The 6,853-nt window shown below is 68.2% G+C and carries 6 protein-coding genes and 1 pseudogene; 1 reads left to right on the top strand and 6 read right to left on the bottom strand.

Going from position 1 to position 6,853, the window contains the following annotated elements; translation table 11 throughout:
* Positions 1-203 precede the first annotated feature (203 nt).
* From istB to ABT116_RS37855, 5 genes are all read right to left on the bottom strand, one after another.
* Entirely contained in the window at positions 204-995 is a 792-nt protein-coding gene (gene istB, locus ABT116_RS37875; RefSeq protein ID WP_003944771.1) for an IS21-like element IS1415 family helper ATPase IstB, read from the bottom strand.
* Complete coding sequence (gene istA / locus ABT116_RS37870; protein ID WP_030538069.1) at positions 995-2,536, bottom strand: IS21-like element IS1415 family transposase; 1,542 nt, start codon at positions 2,534-2,536, stop codon at positions 995-997. The genes istB and istA overlap by 1 nt, the downstream gene beginning before the upstream one ends.
* Before the next feature lie 30 nt (positions 2,537-2,566).
* Entirely contained in the window at positions 2,567-3,202 is a 636-nt protein-coding gene (locus tag ABT116_RS37865; RefSeq protein ID WP_311052751.1) for a TetR family transcriptional regulator, read from the bottom strand.
* A 105-nt stretch (positions 3,203-3,307) separates the two neighbouring features.
* Entirely contained in the window at positions 3,308-3,841 is a 534-nt protein-coding gene (locus tag ABT116_RS37860) for a hypothetical protein (RefSeq protein ID WP_351643907.1), read from the bottom strand.
* A 31-nt stretch (positions 3,842-3,872) separates the two neighbouring features.
* Positions 3,873-4,820 carry a LysR family transcriptional regulator gene (locus tag ABT116_RS37855; protein ID WP_351643902.1) on the bottom strand — a complete coding sequence of 316 codons (948 nt, stop codon included), beginning with the start codon at positions 4,818-4,820 and terminating at the stop codon, positions 3,873-3,875.
* Between the two features lie 154 nt (positions 4,821-4,974).
* Between ABT116_RS37855 and ABT116_RS37850 the strand changes: the two genes are divergently transcribed.
* Positions 4,975-5,670 (top strand): type 1 glutamine amidotransferase domain-containing protein, encoded by a 696-nt coding sequence (locus ABT116_RS37850; protein ID WP_351643898.1) that lies wholly within the window; start codon positions 4,975-4,977, stop codon positions 5,668-5,670.
* Between the two features lie 29 nt (positions 5,671-5,699).
* Here the strand turns inward: ABT116_RS37850 and ABT116_RS37845 are convergent.
* Positions 5,700-6,758, bottom strand: a pseudogene (locus ABT116_RS37845) (ATP-binding SpoIIE family protein phosphatase); the annotation flags it as partial.
* Positions 6,759-6,853 lie beyond the last annotated feature (95 nt).

Raw genomic sequence — 6,853 nt, 5'->3', positions numbered from 1 at the left:
TGGACGGCGGTCTTTCCAGGTGGTGGCACAGGTGGAGTGATGCCAATACCGTTGACATCTACCTATCAGCAGCGAATTGGCGAGTTGCATGTCAATGGCCACGAAGTTCTCCCCGTAGGCGGCCAGTAGTTCTCCCCGCTGGTGGCCACGGGTTCTCCCCGGTGGCGGCCAGTTGTTTTTCCCCACCCGCTTTCTGATTTGGGTTAGCTGAAGGGCTTCACCCCCTTGCCGGTGGTGGCTTCGGTGAGGCGGAAGGAGTCGCCGTCGGTGACGACGACGTGCGCATGGTGCAGGAGCCGGTCAACGGTGGCGGTGGCCAATGTTTTGGGCATGATCTCGTCGAAGCCGGAGGGGTGCAGGTTGCTCGAGACGGCAATCGCTCGGCGTTCGTAGGCAGCGTCGACGAGGCGATAGAATCCTTCGGCGGCGTCTTCAGAGACCGGGAGCAGACCGATGTCGTCGACGATGATCAGGTCGGAGCGGATGATCCTCGTCAGGGCTCGGGCGATGGAGTCGTCGGCACGGTGCCGGCGGACCAGGGCACCGAGGTCTTCGATGGTGAACCAAGACACCGCCAGCCCAGCTTCGACTGCGGCCTGCCCGAGTGCCTCGGTGAAGTGAGACTTGCCAGTTCCCGAAGGCCCACAGACGCAGAAACATTCACGCCGCCCGACCCACTCCAGGGTGCGGAGCGCGTCCTGGGTGGCGCGGGGAATCGACGATTTCGTTTCGTCCCAGTCGCCGAAGGTCTTGCCGGTAGGGAAACCCGCGCGTTTGCGGCGAGTGTGCAGGTTCGCCCGGTCCCGGCCGGCGGCTTCCTCAGCGAGGAGAACCCGCACGACTTCGGCGGGGTCCCAGCGTTGGGCTTTCGCGGTCGGGATGATATCGCTCAAGGACCTGCGGATATGGGGCAGTTTCAGGCGTTTAGTCAGGTCGATCGCCTCGGCCAACGGGTCGCCGTTAGCGCTGGTAACAGTGCGCAAAGGGGTGCTCATCAGGCGTCATCGCTTTCATCGTCAGTAGTGGCTGGGCTGGCCGGCGCTGGTGTCTGGCCGAAGGTGGACCAGGCGGCGGTGCCCGGTTGCAGAGTGTGGTTCTCGCTGCGACGGACCGGATCAGCGTGTTCGTGGGTGACTTGGTAGTCGAGGATCGAGATCAGGTCCCGATCGGCGAACCGGCCGGTCATCGCCGCCGTCCCCAACGCTCTGTCGACTGCGTCCGGGGAGTGCAGCTTCGAAAGGTCCACGGCCTCGGCCATCTTCGCCCTGATGCGGCGCGCTCCCGCGGCGGCAGCCTCGACCAGCCAGCTGTTGGCACCCTGGCCCAACTGTAGGAAGGCGAGCTCGGCGGCGGTACGAGGCTTGGGCACCCGGTCGGCGGCGTCGCGGTCTGGGCGGGGTGGGTAGTGGTCGTTGTCGAGGACCGGTGAACCGGGTTGGCCGCGGCGGTGCCGCGCGACTTCGACTGCACCGCCATCATTGTCGACGGCGGTCACGATCAGCTCCTCACCATGGAAGCGGGCCCAGACCCGAGTGTCGATCAACGTGTGCGGCACCGAATACCGCACCCCTTCCACCGAGATCGTCGACTCCCAGTTCACCCGCCGGGTAGTGCCGAACACCGCGGTGAACGGAGATTTCGGCAGCGGATGCAGCCGCTGCAACTCTTCGGCCAGCCGCTCGACCGGCCGCCGCCGAGTAGAGCTGTGGACGCGGGTGTTGACGTCGGTGCAGAACTGCCGGCAAGCCGACTCGAGCTCACCGAAAGAGTGATACTGCTCGCGCAGGTTCACCTCCTTCGGCAACAGGTCGGCTTTGGCGATCCGCACCGTCGCCTCACTTCCTCCCTTCGACTCCGGATCAGCAGGTAAACACGTCCGCAGCGTCGTGCCGTAATGCCGTGCCACCTCCACGATCTCCGGATTGCGGACCGCGATCCCGGCCACGTGATCGATCGTCGCGGTCTTCTCGTTGTCGGTGAGGACATAGACCGGAACCCCGCCCAAGCGGCGGAATGTCGCATCCAAACACGCCGCCACCGTCGGCAATGTCTTGTCCCAGATCGGGATCACCACCCGAAATCGCGACCACGCCAACCATGCGCAGAACAACGTCGTCTTCCGGCCGGAAATCGTTGGCCCGTCACCGAAGTCGTACTGTAACCACAGCCCAGGTTCGGTTACCCACGGCCGATACACTCGCCGCCGACCAGCCCGAAACTGGGCCTTCGCCTCCGCGACCGTCCGGCGCGTGGTCCGCTCACCGCCGGTGAACCCCAGCGCGACGATCCGTTCGTGGATGACATCCGCGCGGACCTTGCCCTGCGAGCGGACCACCAACTCCTCGATCTTCGGCAGAAAGTCGTCGATCGCCCGCGCTCGATGCCGCCGGCGGTCCGGCGGCTGCCCCGCAGCGCGCATCTGCACATACCGGGCCACCGTGTGGTGATCACACCCAGCCAGCTCCGCCGCCGCCCGATAACTACCCGTGAGGTCGTACGCCTCCAAAATTTCCATGATCTCCCTGCTCGATTTCATCCACCCAGCGTTGCCGGGACCGAATCTGACTCACAGCAGGTGGGGAACTATCTGGCCGTACGCGGGGAGAAACCATGGCCACAAAATGCGCCATAAATGGCCGCCAGTGGGGAGCTTACGATGGCCGTCGACAATGGTGCCGGCGCAGAGGTTCCATGCGAGTCGGTGTGTGGTGGGGGTGTCAGTGAGTTCACCTTCGGTGAGGGCTGTTTCGATGATGTCGCTGATGGCATCGACCCAGTAAGCGAAGGCTGCGCCGTTGTCGATGGTGGGTTCGAGGGTGAGTTTCATCCCGGCGCGCAGGTTGGTGTTCTCGGCGATTTGATGTGCGAGGGACGTGAAGATCGCTGTCAGCTTCTCCCCCGCTGTGGTGCTCGGGCCGGTGGCTGTTGCTTCGCTGATGGATTCGTTGACGGTTCGGTTCCAATCAGCGATGAGGCTCCCTGCGATGGCTTCCTTGGACGGGAAGTGGAAGTAGATGGCGCCCTTGGTGAATGCTCCGGTAGCGAGGATGGCATTGATGCTACTGGCGCCGTATCCGTCGGTGTCGAAGTGTTGTGCGGCTACTGAGACGATCGCTTCTCGTGTTCGCACTGCTCGGGCTTGTGTGGTGCGTGCGGTGCTGCCGGTGGGGCGGCCGATGTGGGGCCGAATAGTATTGCTCATGGTCACAGGTGCTTTCTGTGGCTTGGTCCTGGTGGTGTTGCTGCACTGCCAGGACCTCTGTTGTTTTTGAGGGTGGGGCTGCTGAGGCGCTGGGCCTCGCCGGTGTCAGTGCGCTGCTGCGAGTTCGCGGTCGGTGGTGTTCTCTGAGGACCGGAGGTCGGGCAGTGGCGGGCTCGTGAATCCTGCTTCCCGGGCTGCGATATCGAACTTCTCGTACCGGCGCCACGCTGTCGAGATTGCGACGGGCGGTTTCGATTCCATCGCGATGGTCTCCCATGTGAGGTTCGGGTTCGTGAGCTTGCGGACTGCGGTGTCCTTCACGTCCTTCTTGAGATTCGAGGTGGCGATGAACGCCATGAGGTCGTCCATTGCGGTGTCGCCGTCGGCGGCTTGGGCCTCTTCGGTGTCTTGACGGTTCAGTGCCTCTGTCGCGGTTTCTTGAGGGTCGAAGTCGTCGTGACGTTCAGCCATCATTGCGTCGGCGAAAAACGGTTCTGCAAAGTCCGCAAGATCGTCTCCCCGGTCGATCTGTGTCACCGTGTTTGTCGTGTCCTCGTTTCGTTCCGCTTCGACCAGCTCTGCAACATTGGGATCGGTCTCTCCGCGAGAGGTGGAGTCGCGGAAAGGTTCCCGGCTCACGGTCAGATCAGTCGCAATGCTCTTTGCATGCTCACTGTCGGTGACGTTTTCGACGATCGCACGGTAGGCGGCGTACGCGGACGAGGGTGACGTGCGGGTTGTCCGAGGTGCCCGGCCGCTGGACCAGGTAGCCGGTGTTGATCGGCGCGTCCTCGGGGGCGTCGAGGAGGACCAGGGCGCCGGAGGCGAGTTCCCCGGCGCACAGGTAGCGGGGCAGCACGCTGAACCCGGCACCTGCCGTGACCAGGGCCAGGACGGCCCGCAGATCCGGTACCGAGACGGCGGCGCGGCAGTTCAGCCGGCGGCCGAAGACGTGCCGCCAGTAGCGGCGCACGATGGGCAGGTCCTCGGCGTACGTGATCAGCGGGATGTCGTGCAACGCGGCGGGCCCGTCGCCGGCGGGGCGCTCCGCGGCACGGTCCGCCCAGGCGGGGGCGGCGACCAGGACGAACTCCTCGTCGGTCAGCGGCACCGCGGACAGGGTGCGGCCGCGGGGCCGGGTGGTGGCGATCACCAGGTCGTGGCGGCCGGCGCGCAGTTCGTCGAGCAGGGGCTCGGTCAGTCCCGTCGTGACGCGCAGCCGTACGCCCTCGGTGACCAGCGGGGCGAGGGCGGGCAGGGCCCGGGTGGAGAGCAGCTCGGCGGGCCCGGCCAGGTGGACCGGCTCGGCGTGCGACTCCTCCCGGGGGCCGTGACCGGTGGCTGCCGCGAGGGCGTCGAGGGGGGCCGCCACACGAGTCGCGAGTTCGTGGGCCACGGCGGTGGGGGCGACGCCGCGCGGCAGCCGTTCGAACAGCTCCCGGCGGGTCTGCCGCTCCAGCGAGCGGATCTGCGTGGTGACGGTCGGCTGGGACAGGCCCAGCAATTGCGCGGCGGCCGTGAAGGAGCCGGACCGGTAGACGGCCAGGAAGGTGCGCAGCAGGTTGAGGTCGGGCTGCGCGGGGGTGCCGGTCGTGCCGAGCGGATCGATGGGCCTCACGCGATCGACCCTAGCGCGCTCCGCCATGGGAAAACCTATGGCTGCCATTGGGCCGCCCATTGGAAAACCTGGGGCCCGGGCGCCTACGGTCGTCATCGTCCGAGTCAACGCCGCACTGCTCGACCGCGGCCCGTCTCTTGGAGATGCACCCACCATGTCGAAGATCCTCTTCGTCGTCACCGGCGCCGACACCTGGACCCTGGCCGACGGCACCGGGCACCCCACCGGCTTCTGGGCCGAGGAGGCCGTCGCCCCGTACGAGACGTTCCGGGCCGCCGGTCACGAGGTCGTCGTGGCCACGCCCGGCGGTGTCGAGCCCCCCGTCGACCGGGCGTCCCTGGCTCCCGAGGTGAACGGGGGGCAGGAGAACGCCGACCGGATCGCGAAGGCATTGGAGTCCTTCACCGAGCTGCGGCATCCCGTGCGGCTCGAGGACGTCCGGCTGGAGGACTACGCGGCCGTCTTCTACCCCGGTGGCCACGGCCCGATGGAGGACCTCGCCGTGAACGCCGACTCCGGCCGGCTGCTCGCCCGGGCCCTGGAGTCGGGCAGGCCGCTCGGTGTCGTCTGCCACGGGCCGGCCGCGCTGCTGGCCGCTGTCGGGGCCGACGGCCGCAACGTCTTCGCCGGCTACGAGGTCGCGGCGTTCACCAACGCCGAGGAGATCCAGGGCGGTCTCGCCGACCGTGCCGCGTGGCTGCTCCAGGACCGCCTGACCGAGGCCGGGGTGACCGTGCGGGCCGGGGAGCCGTGGGCCCCGCACGTGGTCACCGACCGCAATCTGGTCACGGGCCAGAACCCCGCGTCGTCGGCCCCGCTGGCGGAGGAACTGCTGAAGCGGCTGGGCTGAGCAGGCGCGCCCGCCCGGGCCGGGGGAGCTCAGCGCCCCAGCAGCAGCTCCGCCCACACCTGCTTGCCGCCGCTGACCGGCAGGGTGCCCCAGGTCGCGGCGAGGGCCTCGACGAGGAGGATGCCCCGGCCGCCGGTGGCCTCCCAGCCGATGCTGGTCGGTCTGACCGGTGAGCGGGGGGAGGCGTCGGCGATGGCGATGCGCAGGCGGTTGTTGACGAGGGTGAGGTCCATCCGGACCTTGCCGTCGGTGTGGACCAGGGCGTTGGTGACGAGTTCGGAGACGACGAGGAGCGCGGCGTCGTGGTCCACGCTGACGCCCCAGGAACGCAGGGTGCGCCGGGCGAAGCGGCGGGCGTGCCCGACGGCCTGCGGCACCCGCCAGACCGTCCAGCTCTCCCGGAGCGGGCGCAGGTCCATGCCGTCGTAGCGCAACAGGAGCAGGGCGACGTCGTCGCTGCGCGGGGCGTCGCCCAGGAGGGCGTCGGCGACCAGCCCCAGGTCGGCGGGTGCGGCGTCCGCCAGCCGCTCGGCGAGGTGGTTCATGCCTTCGTCGATGTCGGAGTCGGGCGTCTCCACGAGCCCGTCCGTGGCCAGGGCGATCAGGGTGCCGGGCGGGAGCCGCAGCGGGCTCATGGGGAAGTCGGCCCGGGTGACCACCCCGAGGGGCGGGCCGCCCTCGGCCTCCGCGATCTCGGTCCGGCCGTCGGGGTAGCGCAGCACCGGCGGCAGGTGCCCGGCCCGCACGCACCAGGCGGCGCCCTCCTCCAGGTCGACGTCTACGTAGCAGCAGGTGGCGAAGAGGTCGCTCTCCATGTCGGTCAGCAGCCGGTTGGCGTGGGCGACCACCACGTCCGGCGGGTGCCCCTCGACGGCGTAGGCGCGCAGGGCCGTGCGCATCTGGCCCATGAGGGTGGCCGCGCCGGCGCTGTGGCCCTGGACGTCGCCGATGACGAGGGCGACGTGGTGATCGGGCAGCGGGATGACGTCGTACCAGTCGCCGCCGAGTTCCAGCCCGGCCGTGCTGGGCAGGTAGCGGGCGACGGCCACCGCGCCCGGCAGCCGGGGCAGGCTGCGCGGCAGCAGCTGGGCGTGTTCACCTCCGGCGGCACCCAGTCCAACCTCCAGGCCCTGCTGCTGGCCCGCGAGGAAGCCAAGAGCAACGACCTCGCCGAACTGCGCAT

The organism is Streptomyces sp. NPDC002130, from assembly GCF_040296465.1.
GTDB lineage: Bacteria > Actinomycetota > Actinomycetes > Streptomycetales > Streptomycetaceae > Streptomyces.
Note: the sequence above shows the minus strand (reverse complement) of the source record. Positions and strands in the feature narration are given on the sequence as shown.

What these genes read in the sequence shown, in the direction of transcription:
- istB (WP_003944771.1), bottom strand. Translation starts at nt 995, where the DNA reads ATGAGCACCCCTTTGCGCACTGTTACCAGCGCTAACGGCGACCCGTTG.
- istA (WP_030538069.1), bottom strand. Translation starts at nt 2,536, where the DNA reads ATGAAATCGAGCAGGGAGATCATGGAAATTTTGGAGGCGTACGACCTC.
- ABT116_RS37865 (WP_311052751.1), bottom strand. Translation starts at nt 3,202, where the DNA reads ATGAGCAATACTATTCGGCCCCACATCGGCCGCCCCACCGGCAGCACC.
- ABT116_RS37850 (WP_351643898.1), top strand. Translation starts at nt 4,975, where the DNA reads ATGTCGAAGATCCTCTTCGTCGTCACCGGCGCCGACACCTGGACCCTG.